Source organism: Bifidobacterium sp. LH_743, from assembly GCF_056355775.1.
In genome coordinates this window covers 28661-45977 of record NZ_JBKESZ010000005.1, presented here as the reverse complement: position 1 = coordinate 45977, position 17317 = coordinate 28661, and the positions used below count along the sequence as shown (strand labels likewise).

Sequence of the window (17317 nt, the reverse complement as noted above, 5' to 3'; positions counted from 1 at the left end):
CATCAATCCGGATGACGGCCCTTCGTTTGCTTTCGGGATATCAGCCGCGCGGATTGCCGAACATCGAATTGTAGATGATCACAAAATTGCGATTGCCGTACGTCGAACACTCGTCGCCCTCGCCGGCGCCGGCCTTCAGCGCGGCCTCGTTCGGCTGGTAGGGCGTGTAGATGTACAGCAGCGCGGTCGCCTTGTTCTCGATGTAGACGTCGCTGCCGCCGCAGCCTGCGTTCGGATTGTATCGTACGTAGTTGAGAGCGCCGGCATGGTACGCGTATTGCGATTCGTGGCGCACGTAGTACTGGTATCGCTTCGCCGCCCCGTACACCTGGCTGAAGAATCCGGCGTATTTCGCATCGCAGTTCGCGTCGTCCGGACAGCTCAGGCCCATTGCTGATTTGAATTGAAAATCGCTTGGATCGGTGGAGGTGAGCAGGTGCTGCTCCTTCTGCAGTACGGTGAGCAGCACCTTCTGGCTGATGCCGCATGCGTTGCCCGCCTTGTAGATAATCGCGGCGGCGCTTTCGTTCTCCTTGCCCTCGTAGGTCCGGCAGTATTCGTCCGCCGCCTGCGATTGCGTGGTGAACGTCATGGTCTTCAGACACTTGGCTCCGGTGCATGCCGCGCCCTGCTGATCGAGGATGGTCTGCACCTGCCGCTCGCTCAGTGCGTTGCCGTTGAAGAACGCGCCGTCGGATATGATGTTGCCCGGGTTGAAATCGTACAGCGATTGCATCTCGCTCTGTGCCGCCTTCGCCTCGCTGATCTGCACGCGCCAGCCGACGAAGCGGATCAGGCCTGCGATGATGGCTATCGCCGCGACCGTCGCCACCAGTGTCGTGGCGATCATGCCGATGCGTTGTTTGAGACTCGCCTTGTTCCATGTTTTACGCAGTTTTCTGCGAAGATTCTTTGGAATAAGGGATTTGCGATTGCCTGTCTTACGATTGCTGTTTTTGCGGTTGCTGGACTGGCTTCCGCCGGTTTTGCCTCCGCTGTTTCCGCTCCGATTGGTTTTGCGTGTCATCTTGCGTGTCATCGGTACCGTATTGTATCGCGCGCGGTTTATCCTTTCCTGAAGAAAGTAAATCGTCAATCGATTGACGTAAGCGATGCCAAGCAAATCGAAATATCGGGAAACGAATAACGGAATGCGAATGGAAGCGGAGAGCGGAAAAGTGCGGATCGACAAGGAACGGTTCTTCAATCTGCCGGTGGTGATGCTCATCGCGTCAAGCTTCATGCTCGGCATGAGCGAATTCATCATGGTCGGCATCCTGCCCGACATCGCCGCCGATCTGAAGGTGTCGGAGGTGACGGTCGGCAATCTGGTGTCCCTGTTCGCCTTCGTGTACGCGCCCGTCACGCCGCTCGGATCCGCGCTGTCGGCAAGGTTCCCGCGATTCGCCACGCATCTGACGCTGATCGGTGTGTTCCTCGCGGGCAATATCCTGTGTGCGTTCGCGCCGAACTATGCGGTGCTGGTGGTGGCGCGCATCATGATCGCCCTGGTGTCCGGAACGTTGGTGGCCGTGGCCATGACATACGCGCCCGACGTGACCGCCGACAGATTCCGTACGAAATTCATCGCATGGGTGTTTTCCGGATTCTCCATCGCATCCGTGGTCGGCGTGCCGGTTGGCACGTGGGTGGCTAACACGTTCGGCTGGCGTTGGGCGTTTCATATGATCAACGTGCTCACCATCGTGCTCATCTTTGGCATGATCGTGACGCTGCCACGAAACAGCCACATCGTGAAGATCGGATTCCTGCCGCAGTTCCGCCTGTTCTTCGACCGGCGCATCCAGCTCGGCGTGCTCACCGTGGTGTGCGGCGCGGCCGCAAGCTACGTCTTTTACACGTATCTGACGCCGATCATGCGCGACGAAGTGCATGTGCCGGAACAGTACCTGAGCGTCGGACTGGTGATCTTCGGTGCGGCCTGCCTATGGAGCAATCTGTATGGCGGCAAGTTGGCCGACCACGGCAGGGGAGTGGAACCGCTGACGCACATCCGTCCCATCTACTGCGCCCATGCGGTGCTCATGGCATCGCTCGTCGTGGCGCATTGGGTGCCGGTGTACGGTGCGTTGCTGCTCGTGGTGCTGGGCATGTTCATGTACCTGCAGAATTCCGCTTCCCAAGTGCTGTATATGGACGTCGCCTCGCAGTCGCACCCTGGCTCGTTGAACCTAGCCGCGTCGCTTAATTCCATGTCGTTCAACATCGGCATCGCAATCGGGTCGGCGGTCGGTGGCCTGGTCAACGGACATTTCGGGCTGACGTGGCTTGGTCCGGTAGGCGCGCTGTTCCTGCTATGCGCGATTGCCGCCACCACGATGCTGCGTCCGTTCGTGGCGCAGGAACTCAAGTTCTATGCCACCCAACGCGCATGACGTTTCCGTTCCGCACGAGTCCAAATCATGCAGGGTTTACGGTCGTCTGCCGATGCATGACGGGAACGCGGCGGTCAGCCGAGCGGCTTCCACTGATCGGTATCATTGACGTCTCCGAACGACGCGCCGTTCGCCACCCAGCAGCTCTGCATTTCGGCATTCGAGAAATCCACAGTGGTGGGTTGGTTTTTGGCGTGCGCGTCCAGATCCTTCTTGTACGCTTCCTTATCGTAGCTTTTCGGCACGATACCGGCCTTATGCAGGCAATCGACCATGGCTTGGTCGGCATCGGAAAGCATGCCGGGATTGCCGATCTGCATCTGGTATACACCGGTCACCGCAATGACTTCAGTGTTATAGCATTTGTTCTCATCCTCGTTGAACTTCTTGCGCTGTTGGTCGCTCATGCCGGTGGTATCCCGCATGGCGATCATGTACAGGCCATTGGAGAACTGCCTGAGCACCGGTGTCGTATACCCATAGCTGGTCACGCACTGCTTGTAATTCGACCAGGCAAGCTCGTAATCCGGTTTCGATACGCTTCCCGACTTTCTGGAACGCTTCAGAATCGTTTTCTGTGCGTCACTCATGGGATATTTGGTATCGGGTTTGGCGTCCAAATCAAGAAGGAAATCGATGTAATCCGGTATCGAATTCGCGATTTTGGTCTTGGAAGCGTCACTGCCGGCACTTTCGGTCTGCTGTTGCGTATCCTGCCGATCGCCGCCCGTCCCGCAACCCGTGCAGCCGATAAGCATGGCGAGGAAGCATACGATGGCTACGCTTCCTCGCCATGTACCCATATTCAGTTGCATCATCGCCATCTCCTTTCTCGTGATAGACGAGCCTTGATGGGGTTTCGTTGTTTGTTTTTTGTATTGCCTTAGCTGGAAGTTTTCGCAGGTCTCCACACCTTATCGCTTTCCATAGTGGTGATGCCGAGCGCGGCCAGACAGCTTTGGACTTTGGGATCCGAGTAATTCAGCTCAGTGTGCTCGTCCTGCAAGCGGTTTTTCTCGTCTTGCTCGAACAGTTTCTTCGTATAGCCTTTCGGTGCCACATTCTCCCTCTTCAAGCAATTGACGGCCGCTTGATTGACATCGTTGATCATTTGCGGATTGCCCAATTGGAGGGCATATGTGTCATTGACGTAGATCACTTCCGTGTTGAAACAAACGCCATCGTCCTTGTTGAATTTGTTTCGCTGTTCGTCGGTCATGCCCTCGGCGTTTATTCTGGCGACGAAATACAGGCCATTGGGATAACGGTCAAGTACTGGGGTTGAATACCCTTTGTCGACCACGCATTGTTTGTAATGGGACCAAGCGAGTTCGTAATCGGTAGAGGACACGCCTCCAGCCGCTTCCGAACGTTTGAGAATCTCCCGTTGGGCTTTGGTCATCGGATACGTCGCGCGAGGATCGTCATTGTCTTTGATCACCGATGCTATATATTGCTTGATCGGTTCGGAAGAAGTAGTTCCACCGCCTTCGGGAGATGATGCCGTATCGGAGACTTGTCTTGAGCATCCGGACAAAAGTGATACTACCGTCAGACCGATGGCCATGCAGCGGCAACTCATTGAAAAGTTTGTCATATACCTCTGCTTTGTTTGTATCTTTGACAATCTAGGAGAGCCTCACGAGTATTGGTAGTATTCTACGTAATCATATCTGGTATCAGTTGAGTTGCCCTTAACGCTTGCGGTGCATGTGCGACCTTTACCAACATAAACCCTCTGATAATTTTGTGAACTATCTTGTTGCGCGTAGCAGTACTGGTCGTGGTAATCAGTGTACGTTTTTACGTACGAGCTTTTTGGCTGCACGCTCCATTCAACATGATAAGTGCCTTCGCTATACGAGCCTCCGCTGACAGGGTATTGGCATGTGGCACTCGCTACGGCAGTGGTGCCAAAGCAGATGCCGACAGCCAGTACTGATGCGGAGATCGTTTTCACCAATTTATTCTGTTTCATCCAGGACATCATCGTCCACCTTTCATCATCATATCGAACCGCCTTGGCCCGGTGATTCATATGATATGAGTTGTTTTACGGGGTTATTGCGAACGATGTACTCAATATGAGTAAGGGGCGGTGATGAAATGATGTATTGTATTGCGGTAGGGGGATGTTTCTCAGGGGAAGGAGCGTTGTACCATGACGGGGAAAACGGTTGGTGGTCCGAAGATATTGCTTGTTGACGATGACAAAATTGTCATCGAGGCGCTGACTGACCTATTCAAGCGGATTCTTCCGGCGGTGGGTATCGTCGATTCGGCTACCAGCGGCGTTGAGGCTTTGGAATTGTTTGCATCAAATGCCGACCAATATGCTCTTGTGCTGCTTGATATGTCGTTGGAAGGCATGCAAGGCCCGGAAGTCTGCCGTCGCATGCGGTTGATGGACTGTTCCACGCCGATTCTCGGCATGACCAGCTTCAGTCTGAACCGGTATCGCGTGCCGCTGGCGGCGGCTGGCGCGCAGGGGCTTGTCGGTAAAGGTGACGAGACGCAGCTCGAACAAGCCGTCTCCCGTGTCCTTTCAGGATGTTTCCTGCCCGGTTTTGAAACTCCGATGGCGGCTTATGCGAAGCTGAAATGCGATACTCAAGCGGAGTCCACGCTCACCAACACGCAAGAAACCATCATGAACCTGTGCACGAACGAATATCTGACGGATGGCGAGATAGCCGAACGACTCGGCATATCCATCGCCACCGTGCGCAAGCACATGCAGAACATCGTCAAACGACTGAACTGCCGTACGCAACGGCAAGCCATCATCACATGGTTGAAACATGGGAACGAGCGCTGACATGACCGGAAAGAACAAAGAGCTCCGGTGGCCGGATATGCCGCGAATCAAACATCCGTTCCGTGTTGCGGCCATCATGACGTGCGAACTTCTGATGGTTTATGAGGCGGTGTGCCACCCCGGTTCGCCAATGGCATTGATGTTTACCGCCATACAGATTATGCTGACCGGTCTCGCATATTTCTGGCCCCGTGCGTGCGCGTCCGTATGCCTATCATAAGGATGTGATCGGCCGGTTGATTGGCGAGGTGTACGCGAACATTTCGCGTCATGCATCTTCCGGAGGCAAGTACGAGGTGTCGGTTCTGGTGAAGACGCATTCCTTGGAAATCACCGAAGTGAATGATATGGGTGCCCGGCATTCCGGCAGCCTGCCCGGCGGCCATGGCCTCAGACAGTTCGCGGCTGAAATCGAGCATATCGGAGGAAGTCTTTCCACCGATTGCGAGAACGGCATATGGATGTTCCACGCGCGCATTCCGTTTGACTGATGGCTTTCCGGCGCGGAGAACGGGGTAAATGCAAAGAGCCGGTGGATGATGCTGGGGAACACCTGGTTTCACATACCCATATTGGGTATGCCGCGCATGGAGGCAAGTCTTGGGGGTGTAGAATAGGGGCAAAGCGGGCCATGGCGGCCTGACGGCTGCGTCATTTGTGAGGGGGTTGATGACGATGTCGAGGAAAACGGGCATGCGTGGCAAAGCTATTGCCGTCATATGCTGTCTCGCTTTGCTTGTCGGCTGCACGGGCTGCGGGGCACTGAAAGAAGACTCGCGACGGGAGCGTCAATCCCAGCAGGGTCAATCATCGCAACAGGGTGAACGAATCGCGTCGTCGCTGAAGGATTATGCGCGATCGTTGTTGGATTCCGACGGCGGCAAAATATCCGATCAGCAGAAGTCCGCGCTGGAGAAGGCCGCTTCAGGCGGAAAAGTCAGCCAGGCCGACTACGAACGCGCATGGGCGGATTACAAGCAGTGCATCATAGACAAAGGCTATGCCGAGCCGACGTTCGACAAGTACGACAACGGCATTTACGCTCTGCCCTCGTACAACACCGATGACGCCAGCAAAGAGGCGATCCGCAAACTCAATGACGATCTGACATCCTGCAGTATGCTGCATGTCACGGATATCAACACCGTGTACAGGCTCCAGTTGGGCAATCCGAAGCTGCTGCTCGACGACAAGGGGGTTGCGGCCGACTGCCTGCGCAAGGAAGGCATAAAGCCCAAAGACTACACCGCCGATAAGCTGGAGAAGGATTTGGAATCCGGAGAAAGCGCAGGACTGCACGATAACAGGAAGGCGCTGACCTGCTTGGTGACGGCCGGAGTGAACGTGACCGCCTCGGATGAGACGGTCTGGTATCCGCTGAAGTAGTCTGATGTGCGAAGGGGCTCATATGCGAGTGGTTGTGGAAGGGCTGGCCCACCGGTTCCCGGGGACAGACCTGCTGTTCGAGCATCTTGATTTCGTGGCGGAACCTGGCTCCACCATCGCGGTATGCGGACCATCCGGTTGTGGTAAATCGACATTGCTGTCGATTCTCGCCGGTTGGGAGAAACCATATGCCGGAACCGTAACCCGTGAAGGCGTGAACCGTGTGGGATGGGTGTTTCAAAACCCGTACGGTGTGGCGGAACGCACCGCGCTCGACCACGTGGTGTTCCCGCTGCTCGCCAAAGGCATGCGGCGCAAGGAAGCGGAGCTCAAAGCCTTGGAAGCCATGGGGCTGTTCGACCTCGAATACGCGGCCGACCGCCGGTTCTCCGACCTCTCCGGCGGCGAGGCGCAACGTCTCATGCTGGCACGCGCCGTCTGCTCCAAACCCGACATGCTGCTCGTGGACGAGCCGACCGCTCAATTGGATACGCGCACCGCGCATTCCGTCAGCCATGTGCTGAACAACCTTTCCGGCCAAGGCATGATCGTGCTCGTGGCCACACACGATCCCGACACCCGCGACGCCTGCGACCGTGTGCTCGACCTCGCCGACTACGCGCCAGGCGGCAGCAAATCGCAGGAACCGGAATTGGAAGAATAGACGAATAGAAAGGCATCGACTCATGGGAAAGAAGCAACGGGGCACTAAAGTCATGAACAACGGTGCCAGACGCGGACGACTCGCATGGGCTTGGAGCCTGCTCGCCGTGGCAACCGCCATATGCGTGTCCGTGGGAGCATGCGCGCTGCTCCTGCCAGACCGCGCGCCGGCATTGCTCGGCTCGGCAGGGGAGACGACCACCGCGCCAGCCAGCGTGCAGGAATACTCCGGTAGCCAGCAAGTGACGGTTGTGCCCACCATCTCCACCGAACGTAATCTTCTCGGCAACGCCAACGGCACCGTCACCGCCGACTGGTCCGCAGACGGACTCGCCTCCGGCAAAGGCGCATACAAAGTCAACGACCGCGTGGTCGTGGCCTTGAACACCGCCACACCCCTATACCGTGACCTCAAAACCGGAGACAAGGGCGACGACGTGCTCGCACTGAACAACGAGCTGAGCCGACTCGGATACAACAGCTTGGCCGGTTCCGACACCTACTGGTGGGCCACATCCGACGGCTGGCGGCAACTCATGAACGACAATGGCAACCCCTCCGACGGCACGCTTGCGCTTGCCGACACCATGTGGATCCCTGAAAACGCAGTCGTAGTCGACGAGTGGACGGCCACCACCGGTTCCATGGTGACGGGCGGTACGGCAATCGGAAAAATACCGGGAGCGTTGACGAAACTCACCGTGAAAAACGGCGCGGCGGTAGGACAGGATCGCACCATAAGCATGTATGGCGTCAATGGAATATTGCCGGCCGATAGCACGGAAATCACCGACGCCGAATTCCTGCGTAATGTGTCGGCAAACGAAACGTTCCAGTCCATGGACATGCAGACCAAAAAGGCCGGTCTCGATGCCACCGTGGCATTGAAAGAACCATTGCAGGTGCTGCGTGTGCCGGCGGGAGCGGTGTTTGGCATCGACGGCAGCAGCGGCTGCATCGTACCAAAATCCCACAATGCGTCCAATACGCCGGTGAAGGTGACCATCGTGGGCAGCGAGCTGGGCGTGAGTCTGGTGCAGACGCAGGATGCCGACGTGTCCGCGATCGCCAACGTCGAAATCGGCAGCGGGCTCAACGGGCTGGTTTGCAAATAGTCGGCGGACGAATCGCAAGAAACCGTTGAGCTTCGCCAAACAGTGTGAAAACCGCATGAAACCGCCAATAAGGGAGCGTATATGAGACTTGGATCGGTGCTTTCCGAAGCGCTGCGCAACATCGGTTCGGGCGTGAGCCGCGCGTTCGCCATGTTCCTCGCAGTACTGCTCTCCGGAACGCTGCTGGGCGGATATGAGGCGATGACCGTGATTGACTTGGAATCGCAGGCCGTGCAGCGCATCAACGCGTACGCTGACGTCAACGCCATCGTCGGTGGAACGGTGGATGGCACCGCATGCGACCGGTTGTCCGACGCCGGCGATGGAATGACGGGCACCTTGGCTGGTGCGATGCGTGCCGGCGAACAGGTCGTGCCACTCGCGACACCCGGCAAGGACATCTCATCGTATGACGTGACGCCTGGTATGATCCGGCTGATCGCCGGCAATGCCAAGGCCGACGTGTCCGGCGTATGGGTGCCGCGCGACGTGGCCAAGGACTTCGGGCTCGCCGTGGGCAGCGCATTGCAGACACGCGAAGGCACCACACGTGTGGCTGGTGTGTTCGACTGGCCGAACGATGGGCGTGACACGCGTTTCGCCTACGCGTTCATCGTGCCGTTGTCGGCGAGCGCTTCGACGTTTGACGAATGCTGGGTCAAGCAGTGGCCGGCTGATGGGCAGACGGAGAATCTGCTGTATGCCACGTTGGTGGCGGGTTCCGGCTCGTCGAATGCGGGTGTGACGCAGGTGAATAAGGGGTTTGATGCGCATTATGACGCGCGTGCGTCGTATGTGAATCGTTCGACGCGGTGGATGCCGTGGGTGGGGTTGGCGATTGGCGTGTTGGTTGGTGTGTTTGGTGTGCGCCGGCGTAGGTTGGAGTATGCGGGTGCATTGCATTCGGGGCAGTCGAAGGGTGCGCAGTTGCTGGGTATTGGTGTGGAGACCGGTGTTTGGGCCGGGCTGGCTACGTTTGCTTCGTGTGCGTTGTTGCTGGCGTATGCGGTGCGGATGAGCCGGTCCGATTGGGTGGCGGTGTTGGCGGCTGCGGTGCGTACGCCGTTGGCTGTGTTCGCCGGTGTCATGGTGGCGAGTCTATTGGTGGGGTTGTTGATTCGTGAATCGCAGTTGTTCCGTTTCTTCAAGAAGCGTTGACGGGTTTGAAGAAACGGAACAATCCGTTGGGGTTTTGGCTGGTGTCTAGGCGATCGCCTTTTTGATGCGTTGCAGGCTGATCGGTTTCGGCGTGCCGAGTTCCTGTGCCCACAGGGACACGTAGAATTCCTCCAGCATCCAACGTACGGTTTCCGCCTGCTTCATCAGCGTTTCGTGGCGTGGGCCGGCTGGTTCACGTTGTGCTTTCGCCACGGCCTTGTCGGCAAGTTGTTTGGCTTCGTCGGCTTCCCAAGCCCATCGCACGTCGCGGTTCTTGTCGTTTTTCGCCTTGGTGAGGCGCAGCAGGTCGGCGTGCAGGTATCGTTCGATGGACGGCAATGCCTCTGGCGGCGTCTTGCCGATGAAACCGGGGTATACGAGTGTGGCGATGTGCTCGCGGATCGACTGCAGCACGCTCAGCAGTGGCAGGTCCGCTTTGCCGGATACGGCTTTGTCGACTTCCGCATACCGTTTCAGTATGGCGATCACGTCATGCGCCACCGCGTACACGGTGTCCTCGTACACTTCGCGCACATCGAGCACTGCGTCGGCGAGCGCTTCGTCGTCGGGCAGCTGGTCGATGTTGGGCAGGAGCCGTTTGACGGCTGCCAGCTGCAGGTCTTCGGTGAGCTCCTTCGTGGACTTGTAGGGGGCAGAGGCGAGCATGAGCGCTTCCGTGCCGAGCCAGCGTGAGGAGATGCGTTCACCGGGCAGGCGCAGCGTGTCGAGCGCGCCTTGCCAGAGCATGGTGGCGCGTGCTTCGGTGGTCGCTCCCGCTTTGTTGAGCAGGTTGGCTTGTTCGACGAACTTGCCTTGGTCTCCTGCGTTTCGGGCTTGTTTTTCGACCATGTGGCGTGCGGAGGCTTTGGCTTGTTCGGCGAATCTGCGTTGCAGTTCGACGAGTGATTTGCCGGTGCCGAGCGTTTTGACGGATCCTCGCGCGTGTCGTCGGCCGTGCTGGTTCTTGCGGTTGGGCGGCAGCTGCTGTTCCACGGCGAAGGTCATGCGCAGGTATGGCGCGAGCTTGTTCCATAGTTCGCCGGTGAGGACTTCCGGGTGGATTTGCGCGCCGACGATACTGATGGCCGCCTGCGTGAACACGTGCGGCAGGTCGGGCCATGCGGCCATGCCATCCTCGTTTTCGGGGGCGATGTTAGGCTTCTGCTGGCTGCCGGAGCCCGGCAGGTCGGGATAGCGTTCGTCGATCCAGGCGCGGATTTTGCGTGCCGTGTCCGGAGCGGGCACGAACTGCACGCGCAACGTTTTCGGCAGCGACTTGATCATGCCGACGATTAGCTCGTCCAACAATCCCGGCACATTCCACGAGAACTGTTCCGGAGTCAGTCGAGACAATGCTTTCAACGGCACATGCACGGTGACGCCGTCGTTTGGGTCGTGCGGGTCGTAGATGTAGCTCAACCTTAGATCGATGGGGGAGCCGTCGGTGCCGAGCGTATGCCAATGGTCGGGATAGTCGTCCAGGGACACCGAATCGGAGCCGGCGAGACGCTCCACCTTGTCCGGATTGAAATCCAGCAGATCGGGCTGCTCGTCGTGCTTCGTCTTCCACCATTTCGCCAAATCGGCCACGCTGGTGACGGTGTTGGGGATGATGGCGTTGTAGAAGTCGAACAGATCCTCGTCACCGACGGTCTGCGCCACCTGGCGGGTGCGGCTCGCATCATCGGCTGCATCCTCGAGGATGTCCCGGTTCCTGGTGACGAAATCATCATAGGAGAACCGTTGCTGGATGTCGCCCTCCACCAGACCCTGCCGGATGAGGAAATCGCGCGCCTCAAGCGGATTGATGCGCCCCCACTGCACGGTGCGGTCCTGCACGATCGGCAGGCCGTACAGGAGCACCTTCGCGCTCGCCACGGCCGAGCCGCGCGAACCGGACCAGTGCGGATCCGCGTACGTGGTACGGGTGAGTGCTCCGGCGAGCGGCTCCGCCCATGCGGGATCAATCTGCGCGGAATACCGCGCCCACAGTCGACTTGTCTCCACCAGTTCGGTGCTCATCACCCATTGCGGTGTCGATTTGGCTACGGCGGAGGCGGGGAACAGGGCGAAATGCGTGCCGCGCGCGCCCTGATAGTCGTTCTTCGCCATCTTCTGCGCGCGTTTCATCGCACGAGCGCGTGCCGCACCCTTCAAACCAGCGAAATCGGATGCCTTCGGCTCGCGCGTGACCTGCATGCCCATCATGGACAGCAGGCCGGAAAGCATGGACGTGTGGATGCCCTGCGCGTCCCATGAGCAGCACAGTGAATGCGCTGCCTGCTGGTTAAGCGGCAGCTGGCGGATCTCCAACGGTGGACGGGACACGGGAATCGGCTCGCCAAGCTTGAATTTGAACTCCTGGCACATTTCGCGCAGCTGGGCGACCAAATCCTTCCATTGGCGCATGCGCAGCCAACTCAAGTACTCGGTCTTGCAGATGCGGCGCAGCGCGGAATTGCTCGGCTCGCCATCCGCTTGGAACACGCGGTCCCACAGGTTCAACGCGGTCAGAAAGTCACTGGTCGGGTCCGCATACCGGTTGTGGATCCGATCCGCCTCCTCACGGTTCTCGTCGGGACGTTCGCGCGGATCCTGCAGGCTGAGGAACGCGACTACTACCAGCACCGCCGCCAGAGTGTTCGGCGTGGTCGACTTCGCGGCTTCGATGACCATGCGTCCCAGACGCACGTCGATCGGTATACGCGCCAGCATGCGGCCGGTATGCGTCAACACCACCTCGCCGTGTCTGCGCGCCACCGCCTTCAATTCGGTCAGCTCGTTGAAGCCATCCGACACGGCCTTCATGTCCGGAGGGTCGATGAAACCGAAATCCGTCACATCCTTCGCGGTGCGCGCCACGCCCACCGACAGCATGTGCAGGACGACCGCGCCCAGGGACGTGCGCAGGATCTCAGGCTCCGTGAATTCGGGACGTGTCTCGAAATCCTCACGTGAATACAGACGGATCGCGATGCCGTCGGCGATACGGCCGCAGCGGCCCGAACGCTGGTTCGCGCTCGCCTGGCTGATCGGCTCGATCGGCAGACGCTGCACCTTCGCCGTCTTCGAATAGCGGGAGATGCGTGCCGTGCCTGGATCGACCACATAGCGGATGCCCGGCACCGTCAGCGACGTTTCGGCCACGTTCGTGGCGATCACGATGCGCTGATGCGTGTGCGGTTCGAACACCTTATGCTGCTCCTTCGAGGACAGCCTGGCGAACAGGGGCACGATCTCGATCGCATCGGGACGGCGCATATCCGCCGCGCGCGGACCATAGTGGCGGCGCAACGCGTTCTCGAAATCATGGATGTCGCGCTCGCCGGAGGCGAACACGAGAATATCGCGCGGTCCACGCTCATGGCTCGAATGGATCACCAGTTCGGCGCAGGCGCGCGCCACCGCGGTGGGCATGTCCACGTTCGTGTCGCGCGAATCGCGGCCATCCCTGCCATCGGGCACGGCCGACAGCGCCTCGTAGTCGGCGTCTCCCGGCATCGCGCCCGTTTCGAAACCCGGCACGGAACGCATCAGCGCCGGCGCGGTGCCCAACGGCTCATACACGATCTGCACCGGATACGTGCGTCCCGACACCTCGATTACCGGCACCTTCGTGTGCAGCGCGTGTTCGAAATGCTCCTGGAACTTCACCGAATCGATCGTCGCGGACGTGATGACCAGCTTCAGATCGCGCCGTTTCGGCAGCAATGCCGTCAGATAGCCAAGCAGGAAATCGATGTTCAGACTGCGCTCATGCGCCTCGTCGATGATGATCGTGTCGTACTGCATGAGCTTCGGATCGCGTTGGATCTGCGCCAGCAGAATACCGTCCGTCACCACGCGCAGACGCGTCTTCGGCGAGCTTTCGTCGGTGAACCGAACCTGATAGCCGACCTCTTCGCCCAGCTTTACGCCCATCTCACTTGCGATGCGTTCGGCGACGGTGCGCGCGGCGAGCCGACGCGGCTGCGTGTGCACGATCTGCCTGCCATGCGAGCCACGGCCCAGCTCAAGCAGAATCTTCGGCAGCTGCGTGGTCTTGCCGGAACCCGTCTGCCCGGAGACGATCACCACCTGGCTTGACTTGACGGCTTCCGCGATCTCGTCGCGTGCCGCGGAAACCGGCAGTTCGGAAGGATATTCGAATCTCATGCCCTCACAACCTCGATGACGCGGAAGCCCTTCGAGCTCGCGTACTTGCCTACCTCATATCCGTCGCCCAGTTGCGCGGCCAGCCAAGGAATCAACGAATCGGAACCCAGATTCTTCTGCACCACCAGATAGGCGGATCCGCCCACGTTCAACCGCGGCAGCCACGTCATGAGCAGCTCGTGCAGCACCTCCTTGCCGACGCGGATCGGAGGATTCGACCAGATCAGGTCGAACGTGACATCGTCCGGAATCTGTTCGGCCGTGACCGCGTGGATATTTTCCATACCGTTCAACTCGGCATTGCGGCGGGTCAATTCCAACGCACGCTCGTTCACGTCCAAAGCCCAGATGTCCGCCTTCGGGGATTCGAAACCCAACGTCAACGCGATGGGACCCCAGCCACAGCCCAAATCAAGGAACGTGCCCTTTTCAGGCGGCTCCGGCGCCTGACGCAGCAGCACCGACGTGCCCAAATCGACGCGATTGCCGGAAAACACGCCGTTCGACACCTCCACATCCGCTTCATTGCCACGCAATGTGACGTGCAGTTTCCTGCGAACATCCTTCGATCGCGGTTCCGCCGCGAAATACTGCTCGGCCTGCGCCATGCTCTCTCCTTGCCAACATTCGTTCCGGCATCCGCGTGGAAAACGCGCCGCAATCGCACGCACACGTCCACGTGGCGAAAACGGTGATGCCCATGTCTCTAGACAATGATGATAATAAAGACACCATAGTTCAACCGTGAGAGGTGCCATTGAGCCAAGACAACGATATCGAGCAGAGCATGACCGCAGGCGAAGTCGGGGGAGTGCTCGCCGACCAATCCGAAGTGCTGCTTGATACCGACGGCGGGGAGCGTATCCGGGAGGCCCACGACGAGCAATGGCAGGAGCGCGAGTCCCGCAACGCGCTGAAGCACGTCGCCGGTCTCGGCGAGATCCAAGACGTCACCGAAGTCGAATACCGCAAGGTCAGACTCGAACGCGTGGTGCTCGTCGGCGTATGGTCCAGCCGAGAGACCACGCAGGGCGCCGCCGAGGAATCGCTCAGGGAGCTCGCCGCACTCGCCGAAACCGCGGGCGCCGTGGTGTGCGACGGTCTGTTGCAGCATCGCATCAAGCCGGATGCGGCCACCTACGTCGGCTCCGGCAAGGCGCGCGAACTGGCCGGCATCGTGGCGCAGAACGAGGCCGACACCATCATCGTCGACGATGATTTGCCGCCGAGCCAGCGTCGCGCGCTGGAGGATGCCACCAAAGTGAAGGTCGTCGATCGTACCGCCGTCATCCTTGACATCTTCGCCCAGCATGCCACCTCGCGGGAAGGCAAGGCGCAGGTCGAGCTGGCGCAGCTCGAATACATGCTGCCGCGACTGCGCGGTTGGGGCGGATCGCTGTCTCGTCAGGCGGGCGGCCGTGCGGCGGGCGACGCCGGCATCGGCTCCCGTGGTCCGGGTGAGACGAAGATCGAGATGGACCGTCGCGTGATCCGCAGCAGGATTGCGAAACTGCGCCGGCAGATCGCCGACATGGCGCCGGCCCGCGACGTCAAACGCGGAGCCCGACGTCGGTTCGGACTGCCGACGGTGGCCGTGGTCGGCTACACGAACGCGGGCAAATCGTCATTGACCAACCGGCTGACCGGTTCCACGGAATTGGTGGAGAACGCGCTCTTCGCGACCTTGGACACCGCCGTGCGCCGGGCGAAGGCCAAGGATGGACGACTGTACGCGTACGTGGACACCGTCGGCTTCGTGCGCCGGTTACCCACGCAATTGATCGAGGCGTTCAAATCCACGCTGGAGGAGGTCGCCGACGCGGATCTCATCGTGCATGTGGTCGACGGATCGCATCCCGACCCGTTCTCGCAGATCGACGCGGTGGACGACGTGCTTGCCGACATAGACGGCGTCGAGACGATTCCCACGATTGTGGTGTTCAACAAGGCCGACCGTATGGACGAGGCTGTGCGTGAGCGTATCGGGGCTCTGATGCCGGAGGCGCATATCGTGTCCGCGTTCTCAGGGGAAGGCATCGACGCGTTGCGCGAGCATGTCGAATCGATGCTGCCGACGCCGAACGTGCATGTCGAGGCGTTGCTGCCGTATGCGGCCGGGGCGCTCATGTCGCGCGTGCGCGAATATGGCAAGGTGATCAACGTCGAATACCGCGATGACGGCATGATGCTCGAGGCGGAGGTCGACGACCAGCTGGCCGCGAAGATCGTGGAGCAGGCCATCGGGTGAGTCTCCCGCCTGGACCTTCTCTGAGGATTGCCATCGGGAATTTCTGCAAACAATGCAACAGACTGCAAATGTTGGAATCCAACGGGCACAGCGTATGTGAGCGCTCACAAAAGTTGTGATGCAAATCACGTTTCATCGTTTGTGATTCATATGAATCCATGGCGAAACGTCATGCTGTATGGATAAAGTAAAGGTGAAATCGATAAGAGAAATACCTGCCACACGCGGGAAGTTCTTCTTGCTCAAAGAGAGGTAAAGCACATGGTGGATTCACCTATCAAGCCCACGAAGCTCGCTATCATCGGTGCCGGCGCAGTCGGCTCCACTCTCGCTTTCGCTGCTGCTCAGCGTGGCGTCGCACGTGAGATCGTGCTCGAAGACATCGCCAAGGAACGCGTCGAGGCCGAAGTCCTCGACATGCAGCACGGCTCCAGCTTCTATCCGACCGTGACCATCGACGGCTCCGACGATCCGGAGATCTGCCGCGACGCCGACATGATCGTCATCACCGCAGGCCCGCGCCAGAAGCCGGGACAGTCCCGCCTCGAGCTGGTCGGCGCCACCATCAACATCCTCAAGGCCATCATTCCGGGTCTTGTCAAGGTTGCCCCGAACGCCATCTACATGCTTATCACCAACCCGGTCGACATCGCGACCCATGTCGCCCAGAAGATCTCCGGTCTGCCGGCGAACCAGGTCTTCGGTTCCGGCACCAATCTGGATTCCGCTCGTCTGCGCTTCCTGATCGCCCAGCAGACCGGCGTCAACGTCAAGAACGTTCACGCCTACATCGCCGGCGAACACGGTGATTCCGAGGTTCCGCTGTGGGCTTCCGCCACCATCGGTGGCGTCCCGATGTGCGACTGGACCCCGCTGCCGGGCCACGATCCGCTGGACGCCGACGTGCGTGAGCAGATTCACCAGGAAGTCAAGAACGCCGCATACAAGATCATCAACGGCAAGGGCGCCACCAACTACGCCATCGGCATGTCCGGAGTGGACATCATCGAAGCTGTCATGCGCGATTCCAACCGCATTCTGCCGGTCAGCTCCATGCTGCACGACTTCCACGGCATCTCCGACGTGTGCATGTCCGTGCCGACCCTGCTCAACCGCTCCGGTGTCAACACCGCCATCAACACCCCGGTGTCCGACCGCGAGCTCGCCGCTCTGAAGCGCTCCGCGGAGACCCTGAGGGAGACCGCCGCCCAGTTCGGCTTCTGATGCAAAACGCGGCAACGGAGTGTCAGCTGCGTTGCCCAGAACTCGACGTACCTTCGTACGCCTTCGTTCTGGGCGTCTTGCTGACACACGCGTTGCCGCGTTTTTCTTATTTCTGTTTGCGGCAACGGAGCGGTTCCTGCGTTGCCCAGAACTC

14 protein-coding genes are annotated in these 17317 nt (G+C 59.4%); 9 read left to right on the top strand and 5 right to left on the bottom strand.

Annotation, left to right across the window (positions count from 1 at the left end):
* Positions 1–40 precede the first annotated feature (40 nt).
* A complete protein-coding gene (locus AC1ATL_RS07605; protein ID WP_476569808.1) occupies positions 41–1027 on the bottom strand; it encodes a hemagglutinin in 987 nt (328 codons plus the stop codon).
* Between the two features lie 130 nt (positions 1028–1157).
* On the opposite strand from AC1ATL_RS07605, the gene AC1ATL_RS07600 reads away from it, so the two are divergent.
* Complete coding sequence (locus AC1ATL_RS07600) at positions 1158–2396, top strand: MFS transporter (protein ID WP_432624756.1); 1239 nt, start codon at positions 1158–1160, stop codon at positions 2394–2396.
* A 74-nt stretch (positions 2397–2470) separates the two neighbouring features.
* Here the strand turns inward: AC1ATL_RS07600 and AC1ATL_RS07595 are convergent, their stop codons facing one another.
* Positions 2471–3214, bottom strand: a complete 744-nt coding sequence (locus AC1ATL_RS07595) for a hypothetical protein (RefSeq protein ID WP_476569763.1) — start codon at positions 3212–3214, stop codon at positions 2471–2473.
* 65 nt (positions 3215–3279) lie between these two features.
* The gene (locus AC1ATL_RS07590; protein WP_151913115.1) at positions 3280–3963 is read right to left on the bottom strand and encodes a hypothetical protein; all 684 of its coding nucleotides are present in this window, start codon (positions 3961–3963) and stop codon (positions 3280–3282) included.
* Between the two features lie 594 nt (positions 3964–4557).
* On the opposite strand from AC1ATL_RS07590, the gene AC1ATL_RS07585 reads away from it, so the two are divergent.
* From AC1ATL_RS07585 to AC1ATL_RS07560, 6 genes are all read left to right on the top strand, one after another.
* A complete protein-coding gene (locus tag AC1ATL_RS07585; protein ID WP_421390328.1) occupies positions 4558–5214 on the top strand; it encodes a response regulator transcription factor in 657 nt (218 codons plus the stop codon).
* A gap of 236 nt (positions 5215–5450) precedes the next feature.
* Positions 5451–5705: a hypothetical protein gene (locus AC1ATL_RS07580; RefSeq protein ID WP_476569762.1), complete on the top strand. Its 255-nt coding sequence runs from the start codon at positions 5451–5453 to the stop codon at positions 5703–5705.
* 202 nt (positions 5706–5907) lie between these two features.
* Complete coding sequence (locus AC1ATL_RS07575; protein ID WP_476569761.1) at positions 5908–6600, top strand: hypothetical protein; 693 nt, start codon at positions 5908–5910, stop codon at positions 6598–6600.
* Positions 6601–6622: 22 nt separating this feature from the next.
* Entirely contained in the window at positions 6623–7264 is a 642-nt protein-coding gene (locus AC1ATL_RS07570; protein ID WP_034984655.1) for an ATP-binding cassette domain-containing protein, read from the top strand.
* A gap of 22 nt (positions 7265–7286) precedes the next feature.
* Complete coding sequence (locus AC1ATL_RS07565; RefSeq protein ID WP_476569760.1) at positions 7287–8378, top strand: hypothetical protein; 1092 nt, start codon at positions 7287–7289, stop codon at positions 8376–8378.
* 81 nt (positions 8379–8459) lie between these two features.
* Positions 8460–9536 carry a hypothetical protein gene (locus tag AC1ATL_RS07560; protein WP_476569759.1) on the top strand — a complete coding sequence of 359 codons (1077 nt, stop codon included), beginning with the start codon at positions 8460–8462 and terminating at the stop codon, positions 9534–9536.
* Between the two features lie 45 nt (positions 9537–9581).
* Here AC1ATL_RS07560 and AC1ATL_RS07555 read toward each other — a convergent pair whose 3' ends face one another.
* Both AC1ATL_RS07555 and AC1ATL_RS07550 read right to left on the bottom strand, forming a co-directional pair.
* Positions 9582–13691 carry a DUF3418 domain-containing protein gene (locus AC1ATL_RS07555; RefSeq protein ID WP_476569758.1) on the bottom strand — a complete coding sequence of 1370 codons (4110 nt, stop codon included), beginning with the start codon at positions 13689–13691 and terminating at the stop codon, positions 9582–9584.
* Entirely contained in the window at positions 13688–14299 is a 612-nt protein-coding gene (locus AC1ATL_RS07550) for a class I SAM-dependent methyltransferase (RefSeq protein ID WP_432623661.1), read from the bottom strand. The genes AC1ATL_RS07555 and AC1ATL_RS07550 overlap by 4 nt, the downstream gene beginning before the upstream one ends.
* A gap of 179 nt (positions 14300–14478) precedes the next feature.
* On the opposite strand from AC1ATL_RS07550, the gene hflX reads away from it, so the two are divergent.
* Positions 14479–15939, top strand: coding sequence for a GTPase HflX (hflX, locus tag AC1ATL_RS07545; RefSeq protein WP_432623669.1), 1461 nt, complete (start codon positions 14479–14481; stop codon positions 15937–15939).
* 261 nt (positions 15940–16200) lie between these two features.
* Positions 16201–17163 carry an L-lactate dehydrogenase gene (locus tag AC1ATL_RS07540; RefSeq protein ID WP_432623659.1) on the top strand — a complete coding sequence of 321 codons (963 nt, stop codon included), beginning with the start codon at positions 16201–16203 and terminating at the stop codon, positions 17161–17163.
* Positions 17164–17317 lie beyond the last annotated feature (154 nt).